Origin of the sequence: Amycolatopsis sp. EV170708-02-1, assembly GCF_022479115.1 — a bacterium.
Lineage (GTDB): Bacteria > Actinomycetota > Actinomycetes > Mycobacteriales > Pseudonocardiaceae > Amycolatopsis.
This window is the reverse complement of the sequence record NZ_CP092497.1, coordinates 554666-571357: the sequence shown is the minus strand read 5'-3', so window position 1 is coordinate 571357 and position 16692 is coordinate 554666. Positions and strand designations below refer to the sequence as shown.

Genomic DNA, 16692 nt, shown 5'->3' with positions numbered 1-16692 from the left:
CGCTCACCGTCGAAGAAGAATTACGATTCACCCCCAGTTTCGGCCGTTCGTGTCTGCTGTCATTTTTCCGGTGTCCCGCCTTCGGCCGGATACCTACGATGGTTCGCACTCTCCATTCCTCCCGGAGCACGGCTAGGGGCTGAACAGGAAAATGAGTGTGGACCGACATTCTCCCGCGGTGCAGTTCGCGCGGAGAATGCTGATCAACCGCGAGACGGGGAATCCGTCCCGCCCGCAGCCGGTGACGCTGCTGCTCGGACCGGTCGGTTCGGGGAAGACCACGGCACTGGAGGCGATCCGCCGAGATCTGGGCTGGGGCGTCGTGCACGCCGGATTCGATTTCGGGCAAGGTGGCCGAGCGGGCACGATCGACGTGCTCACCAAACTGGCCTACTCGTTGTCGAGTAAATGGCGAAACCGGCCGAAACCGCAGTTCATTCGTTTCACGATTGCGCTGATCGCAGTCCAGGCGGAGCTTTCCGGTCGAAATCGCGACGAAGACCTGGCGCAACTGAAGTCGCTGCTCGGCAGTCTCGACCGGATCATCTGGACCCCGGCGATGGACAGCACGCTCGACACGCTGACCGAGACGGCGAAGGCGACCGGTCTCGTCGAGCCCCCGTACGCGGATCTGTTCCGCCAGACGTTCCCGCATCTGGTCCGGAACATCCGGCCAAGACTCGGGAAGGCGCTGCGGTCGCTGGCGGACTTCCCGCACGCCGAGGGGAGATCCCCGTTCGACGCGCTGCTCGAACTCAACCGGCTGGCGCATGGCAGCGCCCGTGACGCCAAAGCGGTCACCGAGTGGCTGATGGCGGCGTTCCTCGGCGATGTCCGGGAGAACCATCCGCGGATGGCGAGGCCGGAGGAGAAGAGCCCCTGTACCTGCGACATCTCGCAGCAGCGCAGGCACTGGCACAACTGGGTGGTGGTGCTCGACGACGTCGACCATCCCGGCGGGACCGAGTTCCTCGCCGACCTGATCGCCGCCAGGGAACGACATGCCGTCCAGCATCCGAACGACCGCGAGGCACACGACGCACTGCTGGTCATCGCCACCAGCGGGCGGTGGCACGACGACTGGGGCACCGCATGGCTGGCGCCGTGGAGACCCGCGTCCGGCGCCCCGCCCGCCGTCCGGCCGATCGTGGACTGCGAGGAGGCCTCGTACGACGACTGGGCGAACCCGGGCAATGGCGCGCTCGACTCGGCCTACTACCCGGTCCGGATCTCGCCTCAGTCGATCGGGCGGATCGCGCGGATCCTCGATTCGGGCGCGCGGACACCGAAGGTCACGCTCGCGCACCGGGCGACCGGCGGGCTGCCGTCGGCGGTCGAGCAGCTCACCGGGCGGTTGCGGGCGAGCGACGCGCGCGAAGGGGGCCGCGACCTGCTCACCACCGATCCGCGTGGCGAACGGGATCCTTGCTACCGCAGGCTGACCGAGCTCGCCCTGACCGAGCACCTCGACGACGTCCACGTCGACGACTTCGTGACCGCGGCCCCGTTCGCGACCGCGCCCTGGCTGATCCCGGACGCCGCGCAGAGCCGGATCGACCAGCCGCACGTCGGGCGGATCCTGACCGAACTGCGCACGTCGTTGTGGGTGACGGCGAAGAACTCGCCCGGTTCGACGACCGACCAAGCGGCACTGCATCCGTGGATCGCCGCGAACCTGGTGTCCGCGCTGGCCCGGCGCGGCGACGGGGACGGGCCCACCTACACCGACCAGTTCAAGGCTCTGCGCGACGATCCGGACACCGCGCAGGATCCGGTGCGCCTGGCCTACTGCAATCTCGCGCTGGGCGACATCGGCGAAGTGGTCACGTTCTTCGAGCGCGAGTTCAACCGGATCCCGCACGCGGAGTGGATCGCGAAACTCGAGCTGGTGCTGAACGCGCCGGACGACCTGCCGCCCGAGCGGGATCACGCGGAACTGTACGAAGAACTCGTCAACCTCGACAACGCGCGATGCCCGGCAGACCGGTCCGAGATCCGGAACAACGTCGCCCGGCTCATCGCGGCGGGCTGGCTGACCGCCAACCCCTTCGCGGTCCGCGGGCAAGCCCAGCACCAGGTGATCGCGAACGCCTTCGCCGCGCTGGCCACCACCTCGCACCAGCCCGACGTCGGCGCGCTCGTGTCGGCCAAGGAAGCCGCCCGTCGCGGTGAATTCCCCTGAACCTGAACGGAACCCAGTGATGTCCTGGCTCGATTCGTTGAGAACTCGTATGTCCGAGGCCCGTGAACGCGCGGCGACGGGACCTCCGGTGCGGCCCCGCGGCTGGGCGCGCCGTCATCGGGTGCTGCTGATCGCGGTCGTGGTCCTGCTGCTGAGCGCCGTGCTGGTGTCGTTCCGGCCGTGGGAGTCCTGCGGTGCCGGCCTGCACGCGGTGGACGCGGACGAGGAGTCGGTCGGCTCGTCGTACGTCTGCGTCGGGCTGAACCTCGACTCCGGCCCGATGCGGGACGACGATCCGCTCGACCCGCTGGAGAAGCTCATCAAGGGCCGCAACGAGAGGGCGGGCGACAACTTCAAGACCATCGTGGTGCTGGAGAACCTCGCGCCCGATCCGAAGATCGACAGCCAGCCGTTCCCGTTCGTCCGGCGGGAGGTCCAGGGCGCGATCACCGCCGCGTGGCCGAAGAACGGGCCGCCGGGGATCAAGCTCCTGCTGGCCAACTACGGGAGCAACGCAGAACACTGGCGCGTCGTCGCCGACGAGATCGTCGCCGCGGCCACCGCCCAGCGCATCGTGGCGGTCACCGACATCGGCATCAGCACGGAGAGCAGCCGGGCGCTGGTGGCCGAACTGTCCCGCCACGGCATCGCCACGATCGGCGCGACCGTCACCGCGGACAACATGAACACCGACCCGAAGGGCGCGCGGATCGACAACTTCTTCCGGGTGGGCCCGACCAACACCGACGAGGCCCGCGCCGCGGCCGGGTACATCGCCTCGCACGGTTTCAAGCGCGTGATGATGATCCAGGGAGTCAGCAAAGAGGACACCTACGCGACCACGCTCGCCGAAGCCTTCCAGAGCTCCTCGAAGGTCCCGGTCATCTTCACGAAGACCTACGACGTCAAACCGCTCACCGACACCTCGCGCGAGGCGTATCTGCGAGGGCTGTTCAGCAGATGGCACAACGACATCTGTGGTGCGAGACCCGATCTGATCTACTTCGCCGGCCGCGGGCTCGACCTCGGTGCCCTCGTGGCGGCGCTGGCGGGCGACGGCGCCTGCGAAGGGCTCGAAACGGTGACCGTGATGACCGGGGACGACGCGAGCACGCTCGCCGGGAAACCCTTGCAGCTGAACAAGGACATCAGTGTCCGGCTCCGCTACACGGCCCTCGCGTATCCCGACCAGTGGGATATGTTCACCGCCGATCCGGCGCATCCGACGTACAAGAAGAATTACGACAACTTCGTCGCCGAATTCACCGGTACCCACGGTTTTCCCAAGGCGGAATTGTGGGACGGCGCCGCGATGATCGAACACGACGCGGTCGCGGCGGCCGTCGAAGCCGCGGTGCAGAACGTGTCGTCGGATCCGGTTTCGGTGCCGGACGTGTTGCGCAGCATCGACTGCAACTCCCCGGTGCCCGGCGCGACGGGGTTCGTCGCGTTCGATCAGGCGACGGGGAATCAGCTCGACAAGGCGTTGCCGATCCTGTCGATCGATCCGGACGGTTCGGTGCATCCGGTCGACCTGGTGTGGTCGAGGGGCGGCCGCTGAACACGAATCCGGACTGCGGGCGGTAGGCGGCATGAGCGGGGTGGAGGCGCGTCGCGAAAGCCACTTTCGCGGCGTCTGATGTCCCGAAAGTGGCTTTCGCGACACGGGGCATCTGGGCTGGAAGCGATGAGGGCCTCCTTCCCTACCTTGAGCGTAGGGAAGGAGGCCCTCACGGACTGACACCGGTGGGGAACGGAAGTCAGCCGGTGTAACCCGCCACGATCTTGGTGTAGTCGTACTTGCCCTGCGAGATTCCCGCGCAGTTGTTGCAGTCGCGGTTCACCGCCCAGAACGACAGCCGGGCGAGATGTTTGCTCGCCGCGTAGTCGCGGATCGCGCGGAAGTCGGCGACGCTGACGGTCTCGCCCGCCACGTCGGTCTTCCCGTTCATCGACGAAAGCCCGCTGCGCCGGTAGGCCGCGTCGTCGCTCAGGCCGAAGGTGGACTTCACGACGTTCTTCAGCCCGTCGACGGCGCTGCGGGTCTTGCCCGCCATGTCACCGCCGCTGGAGAAGTCGAACGGCATGACCGACCACGCGTCGACCCCCGCGCCGAGCGCCTTCGACTGGTTGATCAGCCGCTTCCCGTGCGCGTTGGGGCCGCCCACCTCGGTCGGGATGGTGATGACCACGCGCAGGCCGGGGTTCTTCTGCTTCGTGATCTTGACGGCGTTCAGGATCCGGTCCTGGACGGTGTAGTTCTCGAATTCGTCGGTGTTCTCGACGTCGAGGTCGATCGCCTTGAGCTTGTAGGCGTCGATGACCTTCTGGTACGCGCCGGCGAGTGCGGCGGGGGTGCCGCATTTCGGCCCGAGCTTCGTGCCGGACCAGCCGCCGAACGACGGGATGACGTCGCCGCCCTTGGCCCGGATGTTGGCGATCATCGTGGCGTCGGAGCCGGTGAGGGAACGGCTCCCGTCCCATTTCGGGTTGCAGCCGCCGTCGGAGAGGATGAACGCGAGGGTGAAGGCCTTGACCCCGGTGGCGTTCATCGCGGCGATCGGGTCCGTCTGTCCCGACCACTGGTACAGATAGGGCGAGGCGAGCACCGGGTCCGGGGCGGCCGAGGCGACGGGGGCGAGGCCGACGGCCGTGGCGAGAGCGGCGCCGGCGGCGGTGGCCAGTGTTGCCCAGCGTCGTAGGGATTTCATAGGTCCTCCAACTGGTACGCGCGCGGCGAGGCGCGCAGGTGTGGAGCACCTCCGTCTTGACGCGGCGTATCAACCGGGAGGTCACTGTGTGCTCACTCACAGTGGACTAGACCATTGAGGACTGTCAAGAATTCACCGGGTTTCCCGGGGAAACGACCGACCTTAGTAGGGGGGTGATGACCCGGAAAGCGGATCGACACCACCGCGATTACCGGCTAGTTTGCCGAAATGGTGGGGGACTCCCTGATGGCGACCGGAAGCCGCGGCCGGAGAGACCGGCTCGCCGCGCCGCGCCGGATACTGGGGTCCTGGAGCCTGTGGGAACTACCCAGGCGAGGCCTGATCGGGTACCTGCTCCTCGTCGACTTCGCCGCTTTCGCCGCCACCGCCTACCTCTTCGTGTTACGGCCGCCCGCGCCGTCGTCCTTGCTCCCGTTTTCGGCTCTGCTGACGGGAATGATCCTGAGCTCGGAGCTTTCGCGGCCCGTCGAGCGGTCGCGTGCCGACACCCGGCTCGGTGCCGGACTGGACGCGGCGTGGATTTTCGCGGGCGCTTTGCTGCTGCCGCCCGCACTCGCCGCGGTGCTCGTCGTCGCTTCGGCGGGCTACCGCTGGTTCCGGATCCGGCGGGGGATCCCGCATCGCCAGGTGTTCGCGGCCTCCGCCACCATGCTTTCGGCGCTCGGTGCCTCGATCATCCCGGTACTGCTGGGCGCGCCGCCGTTCGCCGACGCGGCAAGGGATTTCGAGAGTTTCGCGCTGGTTTTCGCGACCGGCCTGATCTTCCTGTCCGTCGACGCCGCTTTGGCCGCGCCGGCCGCCGAATTCGGGGCGGAACCGTCGGGGTTCGCCTTCGACGCGGCGATGGTCGCGTTCGGCTTGCTGCTCGCGTGGTCGGCGGCGGATTGGCCGTACGTCACCTTGGTACTCGCCGGGGCACTCGTGGTACTTCACCGGGCCGGGACGATGCGCGCCCTGCGTGGCCACGCGGGTACGGACGCCGGCACCGGGCTGCTCACCGCGTCGTCCTGGTTGGACGGTGCGCGCACCCAATTCGAACTGCTTCGGGGCCGTGGCGCCGATCTTTCGCTGCTGATGCTCGACCTGGACCACTTCGCACGGCTCAACGACCGGCACGGCAGGCACGTCGGGGACGACGTCCTCCGCGCGGTGGCGGACACTTTGCGCGCCGAGGTCCGTGCGGCGGACCTGGTCGGCCGGTTCGGTGGTGAGGAATTCGTCGTCCTGCTGCCCGGCACCAGCCGGTTCGACGCGCACGCGATCGCCGAACGCATCCGGATGCGGATCTCCTCGACGTTCGTCTCACTGGGTGGGACGTTCGCCGGGGCGACCGTCTCGATCGGGGTGTCGTCGCATCCCGCCGGTGGCGAGACGCTCGACCGGCTTGTCGGCGCGGCGGATCAGGCGATGCGCGCGGCGAAGGGGGCCGGGCGCAACCGGACCGTCGTCTTCGAGGCCGAAAGCTAGTCCTCGGCGGGGACGCCGATGTCCTCGAACCACAGCTCCGGGTGATCCCGGATGAACTCCGTCATCAGCGCGGTGCAGGCCGGATCGTCCAGCAGGGTGATCTCGACGCCGTTCTCTTCGAGCCAGCCGTGCCCGCCCTCGAACGTGGTGGCCTCGCCGATGATCACCCGGCCGATGCCGAACTGGCGTACCAGCCCGCTGCAGTACCAGCAGGGGGAGAGGGTGGTGACCATGATCGTGTCCCGGTAGTGCGGCCGCCTGCCCGCGTTCCGGAACGCGGAGGTCTCGGCGTGCATCGACGGGTCGCCGTCCTGGACCCGGCGGTTGTGGCCGCGGCCGAGCAGGGCACCGGTGGTGTCGAAGAGGGCGGCGCCGATCGGAACCCCGCCCTCGGCCTTGCCGAGTTCGGCCTCTTCGCGGGCGACGGACAGCAGCTGCGCGGGATCGATCACCTGGGTCAGCTTACGGCTCGTGAGTGGCAAGGACGGTTAGAACCGTCCTTGCCACTCACGAGCCCAAATGCGGACCGGACCTGTCCTGAATATCTGCCAGACTCCCTCCCATGAAGCGAGCGAACCGATGACCACGGGTACGTCGGCCCGGCTGCTGAGGCTCCTCTCCCTGCTGCAGGCGCGGCGCGACTGGCCGGGCGCCGACCTGGCCGACCGGCTGCAGGTGGACGTCCGCACGGTCCGGCGCGACGTCGAACGGCTGCGGGAGCTGGGCTACCCGGTGCACGCCACCCCCGGGGTCGCGGGCGGCTACCGGCTCGGTGCGGGGGCCGCGTTGCCGCCCCTGCTGCTGGACGACGACGAGGCGGTCGCGGTCGCCGTCGGGCTCCGCACCGCCGCGAACGGCACGGTGTCGGGCATCGAGGAGACCTCGGTGCGCGCGCTCACGAAACTGGAGCAGGTGCTGCCCGCCCGGCTCCGGCACCGGGTGACCGCGCTGAACGCCGCGATGATCCCGCTCGGCGGCGTCGTCCCGGTCATCGACGCGGCGGCGCTGACGGTCATCGCGTCCGCGTGCCGCGACCATCAGCGGCTCCGGTTCGGCTACCGCAGCCACAGCGGTGACGTCACCGAGCGCTACATCGAGCCGTTGCGCCTGGTGCACACCGGGCGCCGGTGGTACCTGGTCGCGTTCGACCTCGATCGTGACGACTGGCGGACCTTCCGCGTCGACCGGATCGACGGTGTCCCGGACACGAGTTTCCGGTTCACGCCGAGGGAACCGCCCGCCGAGGACCTCGCGGCCTACGTTTCCCGCGGGATCACGTCATCGCCGTATCCGCACCAGATGGTGCTGCGGGTCGAGGCCTCGGCGGAGGCGCTCGCCGAGTACGTGTCACCGACCGCCGGGACGATCGAGGCCATCGACGAGCGCACCTGCCGGGTCAGGGTCGGTTCCAACGACCTCTCCGTGATGCCCTACTACCTCGCCCACTGGGACGTCGACTTCGTCGTGGAGGAGGCACCGGACGAGGTCAAGGAGCGGCTACGGCTGGTCGCCGACCGCTTCGCGCGCGCGGTCGGCTGAGTCCGAAGTGGACCGTGCGCGTTTGGCCAGCAGTCCGATCGAACCGAGCGAGATCAGGGCCAGCACGATGATGTAGAGCGAAACCGACATCGACGTCCCGGTGGATTCCAGCAGCAGCACCATGATGAACGGCGCGAGCCCGCCGCCGACGACCGCGCTGATCTGGTAGCCGAGCGAGGCGCCGGTGTAGCGCATCTCGGCGGTGAACAGCTCGGCGAACAGCGCCGCCTGCGGGCCGTACATGATGCCGAGGAACAGCGACCCGACGAACGAGGCGACCACGAACAGCGGCAGCGACGCCGTGTCGATCAGCAGGAACATCGGAATCGCCCAGAGAGCGACCCCCACCGCGCCGAAGGTGTAGATCTTGAGCCTGCCGATCCGGTCGGACAGCTTCGCCGCCAGCGGGATGATCGCCAGCTGGAGTGTGCTGATCAGCAGGGTCGCGACGAGCACGGTGGTCCGCGACATGCCCAGATGACGGGTGGCGTAGTCGAGGACGCCGTTCAGCAGGATGTAGAAGGTGGCGGTGTTGACCATGAAGGAACCACCGGCCAGCAGCACGGTGCCCTTGTGGTGGCGCAGGACGTCACGCAGCGGCGACTTGGCGCGGCCGCGTTCCTCGGCGGCGAGTTTCGCTTCGGCACGGCGGTATTCGGGCGTCTCGTCGATCTTGACGTGCATGTACCAGGCCAGCCCGAGCACGAGGACGCCGACCAGGAACGGGATCCGCCACGCCCACACGAGGAAATCCGACGGCGGCGCCACCTGCGCGGCGACCAGGAACACCGTGTTCGCCAGCACGACCCCGATCGGGACGCCGAGCTGGACGAGGCTGCCGTAGAGGCCGCGTTTCCCGGGCGGCGCGTATTCGGTGGCGAGCAGCATCGCGCCACCCCATTGGGCGCCGACGGCGACGCCCTGCACGAGCCGTAGCAGCACCAAGAGGAGCGGCGCGGCGATGCCGATCGAGTCGTAGGTCGGCAGCAGGCCGATCAGTGTGGTCGCCGCGCCCATCAGCGCGATCGCCAGCACCAGCACGGGTTTCCGGCCGCGTTTGTCGCCGAGGCTGCCCGCGATGATCCCGCCGAGCGGCCTGGCGAGGAAGCCGACCGCGAAGGTGGCGAATGAGGCGAGGACGCCGGCCGCGGCGTTGGTGGTGGGGAAGAAGGTCTTCCCGAACACCAGGGCGGCGGCGATCCCGAAGACGAAGTAGTCGTACCACTCGACCGATGAGGCGAGTGCCGCCGCCGTCGCGGCCCTCCTGCGCTGGGAGACGGTGATCGTCGGTTCGGCGGCGGTTTCGGGGGCGTTCGGTGCGGTGTCGGCCATCTGGATGCCCTTCGCTCGGCGCTGCTGCGGCGATGCAGTCCGGGCAAGTTAACAACCGCTTAGTATGTGGTCAACGTCTCAACGGGTAATTCTAGATACCGACCAGTTGGTATGTCACTCTGGTGGCGGTATCGCCGGGGAAGGTCGATCAGTACTGGTCAGGAGAGTTTCGTGCCGAGCATGCGCAGCACCAGCTCGCTGTACTCCTGGCCCAGCTTCTTGGGTGTCTGGCGGGCCCGCTCGCTGTACCAGCGGGAGACGTCGACGCCGAGCGAGAGCACGGCGCGGGCCGCGGTGTGCGGGTCGCCGACGGTGAACACGCCCGCCTGGGCGCCTTCGGTGATGACCTCGCGGACGACCTGCTCGATGCGGCGGCGCAGTTTCGCGACGATCTCGAACTCCTCGTCGGGCAGTGCCTGCAGTTCGTACTGCACCACGCGGGCCACGGTGTGCCTCCGCGCGTGCCAGGCCACGAAGTCCTCCACCAGCAGCCGGATCCGCTCGACCGGGTCGGACTCCCGTGCCACGACGCTCTCGACGAGGGAGAGTGTCTGCTCGTGGCCGTACTTCGAGATCGCGAACAGCAGCGCGGCCTTGGACGGGAAGTGCACGTACAGCGCCGCGGGGCTCATGCCCGCCGCCGAGGCGATGTCCCTGGTGGTGGTCGCGTGATAGCCGCGCCGCGCGAAGGATTCGACCCCGGCCAGCATCAGCCGCCGTGCCGTCTCCGGCTGGACGTCGGGCCACAGTTCGGCCGACAGCGACATGGTCATCCGCAGATCCTCCCAGACGCTCGAACCGGAGTGTGGGCTTGACAGCGCCTCCGGACCTTCCCATTGTAAGTGAGCGCTCGCTTAGTGAATGCGCTCGCTAGTGAACACAGAGGAGATCGACAGAGTGAACCACTCCTTCAAGGATCGCGTCGCGATCGTCACCGGCGCCAGCCGGGGTATCGGCCTCGGGATCGCCAAGGACCTCGTCGAGCGCGGCGCGAAGGTGTGCATCACCGCGCGCAAGCCGGAGCCGCTGGCCGAGGCAGTGGCCGAACTCGGCGGCGAAGCGGTCGCCATCGCCGTGCCGGGCAAGGCCGACGATGACGCGCATCAGGACGAGGCCGTCGCCAAGACCATCGAGGCCTTCGGACGGCTCGACATGCTGGTCAACAACACCGGCATCAACCCGGTGTTCGGGCCGACTCTGGACGTCGACCCCGCCGCCGCCGCGAAGATCTTCGCCGTCAACGTGCTCGCCCCGCTTTCGTGGACCCGCAAGGCGCGGGACGCCTGGATGGGGGAGCACGGCGGCGCGGTGGTGAACGTCGCGTCCATCGCCGGGCTCGGCGCGTCGCCCGGGATCGGGATGTACGGCGTCAGCAAGGCCGCGCTGATCCGGCTCACCAAGGAACTCGGTTTCGAGCTGGGCCCGAAGATCCGCGTGAACGCCGTCGCGCCGGCCGTGGTCAAGACCAAGTTCGCGACCGCGCTGTACGAAGGCCGCGAAGAAGAGGTCTCGGAGCCGTACCCGATGAAGCGCCTCGGCGTCCCGGCGGACATCGCGAGCGCCGTGTCGTTCCTGCTTTCGGAAGAGGCGGGCTGGATCACCGGGCAGACGATGGTCCTCGACGGCGGCGTGACACTGGCCGGTGGCCTGTGACCCCGTCCTTCACCGGATCCGGTGTCGTCGTCACCGGCGGGGGCGGCGGGATCGGTGCCGTACTCGCCCGCCGGTTCGCCGCCGAGGGCGCGCGCGTGGTCGTCGGCGACCTGAACGGGGACGCCGCGGCGGAGGTCGCGAAGGAGATCGGCGGAACCGCCGTCGCCGGTGACGCCGCGAGCGAAGCGGGCGTCGCGTCGCTGATCGAGGCGGCCCGCGAAACCCTCGGCGAGATCGACGTCTTCTGCGCCAACGCCGGGATCGCGCCGATGGGCGGCGTGGACGCGCCCGAGGAGGACTGGGCGCGGATCTGGGACGTCAACGTCATGGCGCACGTGCGCGCGGCGCGGCTGCTCCTGCCGCCGTGGCTCGAACGCGGGCGCGGGCACTTCATCTCGACGGTGTCGGCGGCGGGATTGCTGACCAGCCTCGGTTCGGCGTCGTATTCGGTGACCAAACACGGCGCGCTCGCCTTCGCCGAATGGCTGTCGGCGACGTACCGGCACCGCGGGCTCACCGTGCAGGCCATCTGCCCGCAGGGCGTGCGGACGGCGATGCTGGAGAACACCGGCCCCGCGGGCGAGCTGCTGATGGGCGCTTCGGCGATCCAGCCGGAACAGGTCGCGGACGCGTTGTTCGAGGCCATCGCCGCCGACCGCTTCCTGGTGCTGCCGCATCCCGAGGTCGCGGACTACTACGCCGCGCGGGCCACGCAGACCGACCGCTGGCTCGGCGGGATGAACAAGCTGCAGCGCAAGGTGGAGCAGGTCATCGGGGAGTGATCTTCGGGGGCCGCGGTCGAGCCCGCCGGGCGGGATCCAGAACCCCCGGCGTGCCCGGAAGGCGAACTCGCGTGCTTGGAGACGGAACTCGCGTGCTTGAAGGCGGAACTCGGAGATCCGTCCCCGGGCACGCGTGATCCAGCTCCAGTCACCCGAGTGCCGTCCGGGAAGGCCGCGGTGACCACGCGCGAGCGCCTTGGAAACGCGTCCGGGCGGCCTAGTCTCCTTGGTACGGCGGGAAAGCCGGCGGGCGGCGTTCGTTCCAGCTCGCGAGACCTTCGGGAAGTTCCGGATGGCCGAAGGATTCGAGCATCAGCGCGGTGGCTTCGCGGGCGGAATCCTCCAGGGAGAGCCCGGCTTCCCGGAGAACCTGCCGTTTCATGAGCGCCATGGAGCGTGGTGCGCTGTAGGTCGCGAGTTCGGTGGCGTAGGCCATCGCCCGCGCCGAAAGCTCTTCCGGCGGCACGACTTCCTGCACCAGGCCGTACTCGTACGCCTGTTCGGCGGTGAAGGTCCGTCCGGAGAGCAGCAGATCGAGCGCCCGGCCGCGGCCGACGAGTTCGGGCAGCAGTTTCGCCACACCGTATTCGGCGATGAGGCCCCGCCGCGCGAAGGCGGTGGTGAACTTCGCGCCCGCCGCGGCGAACCGGACGTCGGCGGCGCAGGCGATCACGAAACCGAGCCCGGCGCAGCCGCCGTTGATCGCCGCGACCACCGGCACGTCGGCATACGCGGCGGCGAGGACGTCCCGGAAGCCCTCCCGTTCCGGCGCGCCCGTGCCGCTGACGGAGATGTCCTCCAGCAACCCCAGGTCCGCTCCGGGGCAGAAGGAACGCCCGCTGCCCGTGACGACGACGGCGCGGACCCCGGGATCGGCTGCGGCTTCGCCCAGCAGCTTGCCGTAGCGGATCTGCATCGGCTGGTCCATCGCGTTGCCGCGCCCGGGTTTGTCGAAGGTGATCGTGGCGACGGCGCCGTCCACGGCGTACCGGACGGTGTCCGCGGTGTCCACAGTGTCCACTTCGGACGGTGAGAGCTGATCGGTCACGGCGACCTCCTTGCGTCATCGACATACTAAGCGGATGCTTACAGGATCGTCGAGACTTGTCAGGGAGGAAACCTGCATGAGCCGGTACGAAGCGAAGCCGTGGCTGGCCGCCTACGAAGATCGGATGAAGGCGGCGGAGGCGCCGAAAACGACCACGGTCCCGGCATCCTTCCGGCGGGCGGTCCAGCGCTCTCCGCAGGCCACGGCGATCGCCTACTTCGACGGCCGGATGAGCTACCGCGAGGTCGACGAGCTCTCCGACGGCGTCGCACGTCATCTGCTGGCCTCCGGTTTCGCTCCGGGCGACCGGCTCGCCCTGGTCCTGCAGAACATCCCGCAGTTCGTGCTGGCGTTGCTCGGCGCCTGGAAGGCCGGCGGGATCGTCGTCCCGGTCAACCCGATGTACCGCGAGCGGGAACTCCGGCACGTCTTCGACGACGCGGGGGTGCGCGCGGTCGTCTGCTCGCAGAGCGGCTGGAACCGCCGTATCGGCCCGCTCGTCCCCGGCAGCGGCGTGACCATCGCGCTGACCACCAGCGAACTCGACCTGCAGGGCCGCGACGACGCACGCGTGTTCGGCGGGATCGTGCGGGAGCCGACCCCCGGCGCCGCCGATCTGCTGACGGTCGCGCGGGCCGCGGCGGGGGAGCCGCTCCCCGATCCCGGCCTCGGGCTCGACGACGTCGCGCTGATCAGTTACACGTCGGGCACCAGCGGGACACCGAAGGGGGCGATGAACACCCACGGCAACCTCGGCGCGAACGCGGCCGTGCTCAGCGCGTTCAGCGGTCTCGGCGAGGGCGCCACCCTGTTCGGCCTGGCCCCGCTGTTCCACATCACCGGCATGGTCTGCGAGATCGCCTCCGCGATCGACATCGGCGGCACACTCGCGCTCGCGTACCGGTTCGAACCCGGAGTGGTGCTCGACGCCTTCCTGGAGCACAAGCCCGTGTACACGGTCGGGCCGTCCACGGCGTACATGGCGCTGCTGGCCCATCCCGGCGTCGGCCGCGAACATTTCGCCTCCTTCGAGCTGCTGTACTCCGGTGGTGCCGCGCTGCCGCCCGCCGTGGTCGGCACGTTCCGCGAACGGTTCGGCCACTACATCCACAACGGCTACGGGCTCACCGAGACGACCGCTGGCTGCATCGTCGTGCCGAGCAGTCTCGAAGCGCCCATCGACGAAGCGTCCGGCACGATCTCGATCGGCCTGCCCGTACCGGGGACCATCGTGCGCATCCTCGGCGAAAACGGCGAGGAACTGCCGTTCGGGACGGCGGGTGAGATCGCCGTCGAAGGTCCGATGGTGATCCCCGGCTACTGGAACCGGCCCGAGGCGACCGAAGCCGCACTGCCCGGCGGCAGGCTGCTGACCGGTGACATCGGCTTCATGGAGCCGAGCGGCTGGGTCTACGTCGTCGACCGCAAGAAGGACATGATCAACGCCTCCGGGTTCAAGGTCTGGCCGCGTGAGGTCGAAGACGTCCTGTACACGCATCCGGCGGTGCGTGAAGCGGCCGTCGTCGGCGTTCCGGACGAATACCGGGGCGAGACCGTGAAGGCCTACGTCAGCCCGGCGCCGGGTACCACGCCCGATCCGCAGGACCTCGTCGCGTACTGCAAGGAACGCCTCGCCGCGTACAAGTACCCGCGCGTGATCGAGGTGCTCGACGAACTGCCGAAGACGGTGAGCGGCAAGATCCTCCGCCGCGAACTCCGGGAAAGGGGCTGAGCGGCATGGCACAGGTCGAAACCGTCCGCGGGCCCGTCGACACCGGTGAACTGGGCCGGGTGCTCATGCACGAGCACCTGTTCGTGCTCAGTCCCGAGTTCATGGCGAACCATCCCGAGCACGACGGATTCCGCGAGGACGAACACGTCGCCGACGCCATCCGGCGGCTCGACGAGCTCAAGGCCGCCGGGATCGACACCATCGTCGACCCCACCGTGATCGGGCTCGGCCGCTACATCCCGCGCGTGCGGAGGGTCGCGGCCGAAACCGAGCTCCGGATCATCGTCGCGACCGGGCTCTACACCTACAACGACGTCCCGCACTACCTCCACCATCGCGGGCCGGGCCTCATCTTCGACGACGGCGAGGACCCGCTCGTCGGCCTCTTCACCGGCGACATCGTCGACGGGATCGCCGGCACCGGGGTGAAGGCGGCCCTGCTGAAGTGCGCGACCGACGAGCCCGGGGTCACTCCCGGCGTCGAACGCGTCCTGCGTGCGGTCGCGAAGGCGCACCGGGAGACCGGCGCGCCGATCATGACCCACACCCACGCGCCCACCCGGCGCGGCCTCGAGCAGCAGGCCGTCTTCGCGGCCGAAGGTGTCGACCTGGGCAGGGTCCTCATCGGCCACAGCGGTGACAGCACCGACCTCGATTACCTCACCGAGATCGCCGACAAGGGCTCGTTGCTGGGGATGGACCGGTTCGGGCTCGACCCGTTGCTGTCGTTCGACGAGCGGGTGGCCACGGTCGCGGCGATGTGCGAGCGCGGTTACGCCGGAAGCATGGTGCTCTCCCATGACGCCTCCTGTTTCATCGACTGGTTCGAGCAGGACAAGATCGCCGCCGTGGCGCCCAACTGGCATTTCCTCCACATCACCCGTGACGTGCTGCCCGCCTTACGGGAGCGGGGTGTTTCCGAAAAGGACATAACGACGATGCTGGTGACGAATCCCCGCCGGTTCTTCGAGCACGGCGGCGCGTATTGACCTTTCGTCCCGGGCGGGCGCTGAAGGTCCCTTTCCCCGCGTCTCGCGTGGTGAAGGGAGCTTTCAGCGCATGGCATGCGGGGATGGCGCCCTTCGCCCCACGGCGCAGCCATGCGGCCTTGCGTCCCTCCTTTCCCGGTGCGTCCATGCGGCCTCGAGTCCCCTTTCCCGGTGAGTCGACAAACCGGCCGGTATGCTGAGTGTCCGCACGAGAAGGAGCCGGTCATGACACGAGCGACCACCCGGAAGGCCGAGGCAGGCGGCGAAGACCAGGCCGCCGTCCCGCGCCGTCTGCTGTCGCACGCCACGAAGCTCTTCGCCAAGAAGGGTTTCGACCGCACCTCCGTGCAGGAGATCGTCGAAGCGGCCGGGGTCACCAAGGGCGCGATGTACCACTACTTCGGCTCCAAGGACGACCTCCTCTACGAGATCTACGCCCGGGTGCTGCGCTCGCAGACCGAGCAACTGGAAAAGGTGGCCTCGAGTGAGGCGCCGCTGCGGGAGCGGCTGCGTTCCGCCGCCTCCGACGTCATCGTCAGCACGATCGACAACCTCGACGACAACACGATCTTCATGCAGTCCATGCATCAGCTCAGCGTGGAGAAGCAGAAGGCCGTCCGCGCGGAACGCCGCAAGTACCACGAGCGGTTCCGCACGCTGATCGAGGAAGGGCAGGAGTCCGGCGAATTCCGCGGGGACAAACCGGCGGACGTGATCGTCGACTTCTTCTTCGGCTCGGTGCACCACCTCGGTTCGTGGTACCGGCGTGGCGGCGCGCTCTCGGCCCGCCAGATCGGCGACCACTTCGCCGACCTCCTGCTGGCCGCGCTGCGGCCGGAGTAGCGCTCAGCCCCCAGGTACCAGCCGTTCGGCGAACCAGTCTTCGCGGCGTTCGAGCACCGTTCCCACCGCCCATTCGGAGGCGAGGGCGAGCAGATCCGTCGCCACGTCCTCGGCGGCTTCGGGCGGCCAGCCCTGAGCGGCCAGACTCGACCGCAACGCGTCCGCGTAGTCGGAAAAGGTGAAACCGGGCAGGTCCGCGACGAGCGCCGTCGTCGTTCCGCGGTGCGAGCTCAGCCCGCCGAACGCCCGGCCGCAGCCGCAGCGGGAATCGGGCGAACGCTCACCGTCGCCGCAGGGCGGGGCGACCCAGATCAGTTCGCCTTCCACGCAGTGATCGAAGTCGTTCTCCCGCGCGCCCTGGGTCTTCGCGGTGGCCACGAGCAGTTTCATGCC

General features: G+C 68.8%; 15 protein-coding genes. 9 read left to right on the top strand and 6 right to left on the bottom strand.

Features of this window, described 5'->3' with window-relative positions:
* Window positions 1-157: 157 nt before the first annotated feature.
* Window positions 158-2182 carry a hypothetical protein gene (locus MJQ72_RS02375; RefSeq protein ID WP_240597347.1) on the top strand — a complete coding sequence of 675 codons (2025 nt, stop codon included), beginning with the start codon at window positions 158-160 and terminating at the stop codon, window positions 2180-2182.
* A 19-nt stretch (window positions 2183-2201) separates the two neighbouring features.
* Window positions 2202-3743, top strand: coding sequence for an ABC transporter substrate-binding protein (locus tag MJQ72_RS02370; protein WP_240597346.1), 1542 nt, complete (start codon window positions 2202-2204; stop codon window positions 3741-3743).
* Between the two features lie 199 nt (window positions 3744-3942).
* Here MJQ72_RS02370 and MJQ72_RS02365 read toward each other — a convergent pair whose 3' ends face one another.
* The gene (locus MJQ72_RS02365) at window positions 3943-4893 is read right to left on the bottom strand and encodes a chitinase (RefSeq protein ID WP_240597345.1); all 951 of its coding nucleotides are present in this window, start codon (window positions 4891-4893) and stop codon (window positions 3943-3945) included.
* A gap of 228 nt (window positions 4894-5121) precedes the next feature.
* On the opposite strand from MJQ72_RS02365, the gene MJQ72_RS02360 reads away from it, so the two are divergent.
* Entirely contained in the window at window positions 5122-6381 is a 1260-nt protein-coding gene (locus MJQ72_RS02360) for a GGDEF domain-containing protein (protein ID WP_240597344.1), read from the top strand.
* Here the strand turns inward: MJQ72_RS02360 and MJQ72_RS02355 are convergent.
* The gene (locus tag MJQ72_RS02355) at window positions 6378-6842 is read right to left on the bottom strand and encodes a nucleoside deaminase (protein WP_240601608.1); all 465 of its coding nucleotides are present in this window, start codon (window positions 6840-6842) and stop codon (window positions 6378-6380) included. The genes MJQ72_RS02360 and MJQ72_RS02355 overlap by 4 nt on opposite strands.
* Window positions 6843-6960: 118 nt before the next feature.
* On the opposite strand from MJQ72_RS02355, the gene MJQ72_RS02350 reads away from it, so the two are divergent.
* Window positions 6961-7920 (top strand): YafY family protein, encoded by a 960-nt coding sequence (locus MJQ72_RS02350; protein WP_240597343.1) that lies wholly within the window; start codon window positions 6961-6963, stop codon window positions 7918-7920.
* On the opposite strand, the gene MJQ72_RS02345 is transcribed toward MJQ72_RS02350, so the two are convergent.
* Together MJQ72_RS02345 and MJQ72_RS02340 are read right to left on the bottom strand one after the other, a co-directional pair.
* Complete coding sequence (locus MJQ72_RS02345; protein ID WP_240597342.1) at window positions 7879-9252, bottom strand: MFS transporter; 1374 nt, start codon at window positions 9250-9252, stop codon at window positions 7879-7881. The two genes, MJQ72_RS02350 and MJQ72_RS02345, sit on opposite strands and share 42 nt — an antisense overlap.
* A gap of 158 nt (window positions 9253-9410) precedes the next feature.
* Window positions 9411-10025, bottom strand: coding sequence for a TetR/AcrR family transcriptional regulator (locus tag MJQ72_RS02340; RefSeq protein WP_072027781.1), 615 nt, complete (start codon window positions 10023-10025; stop codon window positions 9411-9413).
* A gap of 124 nt (window positions 10026-10149) precedes the next feature.
* On the opposite strand from MJQ72_RS02340, the gene MJQ72_RS02335 reads away from it, so the two are divergent.
* On the top strand, window positions 10150-10905 hold the full coding sequence (locus tag MJQ72_RS02335; RefSeq protein WP_240597341.1) for an SDR family oxidoreductase: 756 nt from the start codon (window positions 10150-10152) through the stop codon (window positions 10903-10905).
* Window positions 10902-11687: an SDR family oxidoreductase gene (locus tag MJQ72_RS02330; protein WP_240597340.1), complete on the top strand. Its 786-nt coding sequence runs from the start codon at window positions 10902-10904 to the stop codon at window positions 11685-11687. Before MJQ72_RS02335 ends, MJQ72_RS02330 begins: the two co-directional genes overlap by 4 nt.
* A gap of 217 nt (window positions 11688-11904) precedes the next feature.
* Here the strand turns inward: MJQ72_RS02330 and MJQ72_RS02325 are convergent, their stop codons facing one another.
* Window positions 11905-12735, bottom strand: a complete 831-nt coding sequence (locus tag MJQ72_RS02325; protein ID WP_240597339.1) for an enoyl-CoA hydratase-related protein — start codon at window positions 12733-12735, stop codon at window positions 11905-11907.
* A 76-nt stretch (window positions 12736-12811) separates the two neighbouring features.
* Here MJQ72_RS02325 and MJQ72_RS02320 point away from each other — a divergent pair, with 76 nt between their 5' ends.
* From MJQ72_RS02320 to MJQ72_RS02310, 3 genes are all read left to right on the top strand, one after another.
* Entirely contained in the window at window positions 12812-14467 is a 1656-nt protein-coding gene (locus MJQ72_RS02320; RefSeq protein ID WP_240597338.1) for an AMP-binding protein, read from the top strand.
* Between the two features lie 5 nt (window positions 14468-14472).
* Entirely contained in the window at window positions 14473-15456 is a 984-nt protein-coding gene (locus MJQ72_RS02315; RefSeq protein ID WP_240597337.1) for a phosphotriesterase, read from the top strand.
* A gap of 225 nt (window positions 15457-15681) precedes the next feature.
* Window positions 15682-16299, top strand: coding sequence for a TetR/AcrR family transcriptional regulator (locus MJQ72_RS02310; RefSeq protein ID WP_016333237.1), 618 nt, complete (start codon window positions 15682-15684; stop codon window positions 16297-16299).
* Between the two features lie 3 nt (window positions 16300-16302).
* On the opposite strand, the gene MJQ72_RS02305 is transcribed toward MJQ72_RS02310, so the two are convergent.
* Window positions 16303-16689: a hypothetical protein gene (locus tag MJQ72_RS02305; protein WP_240597336.1), complete on the bottom strand. Its 387-nt coding sequence runs from the start codon at window positions 16687-16689 to the stop codon at window positions 16303-16305.
* Between the last annotated feature and the right edge of the window lie 3 nt (window positions 16690-16692).

Bases quoted from the DNA above. Each gene is read 5' to 3' on its own strand.
- MJQ72_RS02365 (WP_240597345.1), bottom strand. From the start codon at position 4,893: ATGAAATCCCTACGACGCTGGGCAACACTGGCCACCGCCGCCGGCGCC.
- MJQ72_RS02370 (WP_240597346.1), top strand. From the start codon at position 2,202: ATGTCCTGGCTCGATTCGTTGAGAACTCGTATGTCCGAGGCCCGTGAA.
- MJQ72_RS02340 (WP_072027781.1), bottom strand. From the start codon at position 10,025: ATGACCATGTCGCTGTCGGCCGAACTGTGGCCCGACGTCCAGCCGGAG.
- MJQ72_RS02350 (WP_240597343.1), top strand. From the start codon at position 6,961: ATGACCACGGGTACGTCGGCCCGGCTGCTGAGGCTCCTCTCCCTGCTG.
- MJQ72_RS02320 (WP_240597338.1), top strand. From the start codon at position 12,812: ATGAGCCGGTACGAAGCGAAGCCGTGGCTGGCCGCCTACGAAGATCGG.
- MJQ72_RS02360 (WP_240597344.1), top strand. From the start codon at position 5,122: ATGGTGGGGGACTCCCTGATGGCGACCGGAAGCCGCGGCCGGAGAGAC.
- MJQ72_RS02345 (WP_240597342.1), bottom strand. From the start codon at position 9,252: ATGGCCGACACCGCACCGAACGCCCCCGAAACCGCCGCCGAACCGACG.
- MJQ72_RS02310 (WP_016333237.1), top strand. From the start codon at position 15,682: ATGACACGAGCGACCACCCGGAAGGCCGAGGCAGGCGGCGAAGACCAG.
- MJQ72_RS02305 (WP_240597336.1), bottom strand. From the start codon at position 16,689: ATGAAACTGCTCGTGGCCACCGCGAAGACCCAGGGCGCGCGGGAGAAC.
- MJQ72_RS02315 (WP_240597337.1), top strand. From the start codon at position 14,473: ATGGCACAGGTCGAAACCGTCCGCGGGCCCGTCGACACCGGTGAACTG.